Origin of the sequence: Rhodovulum viride (genome assembly GCF_003265965.1) — a bacterium.
Classification (GTDB): Bacteria; Pseudomonadota; Alphaproteobacteria; order Rhodobacterales; family Rhodobacteraceae; genus Rhodovulum; species Rhodovulum kholense.
In genome coordinates this window covers 1-474 of sequence record NZ_MUAV01000180.1, presented here as the reverse complement: position 1 = coordinate 474, position 474 = coordinate 1, and the positions used below count along the sequence as shown (strand labels likewise).

The following is a 474-nucleotide window of genomic DNA, read 5'->3' as shown; positions in this document are numbered from 1 at the left end:
CCGTCAGGGACGGTTTCGGGCCGGTCGGGCCGGTGGGCCGGGGCGGTCGGACGGCTTTGATCCCCCGATGGATCGGGCAAGGGGTGCGGGGCGGGGCGCATCAGAACGGCTCGTCGACGGGCGCACCGGCGCCGTGGGATTGTCTCGACGCCATGCGGGTCTTGAACTCGTCGGTGAGGCGGAGGCCGCGATAGCCGGTCGCGTCGCGCTTGGCCGGAATGAAGGACTTGCCGGTATGGGGATGGCGCCAGCGGCTGGCCTTCTGCTTGAGGCGCATCGATACGGTGCGGCCGCCCCATCGGGTTTCGCCGCGATCCTCGAGCCAGAAGTTGAAGGCCTCGATCAACTCGCGCGAATAAAGGAAATCGGCCTCGGCGCCGGTGACGATGGCGCATTCGGTGAGGAAGGCGCCCACGGGGTCGCTTTCCTCGCGGTATTCGGCCGTGGCCTCCAGCACCCGGTCGGGCGGGCGGA

At 69.6% G+C, this 474-nt stretch carries 1 pseudogene; it reads right to left on the bottom strand.

The features are described 5' to 3' along the window. Nucleotides 1-100 precede the first annotated feature (100 nt). A pseudogene (locus BYZ73_RS23240) lies at nt 101-474 on the bottom strand (primase-like DNA-binding domain-containing protein); the annotation flags it as partial.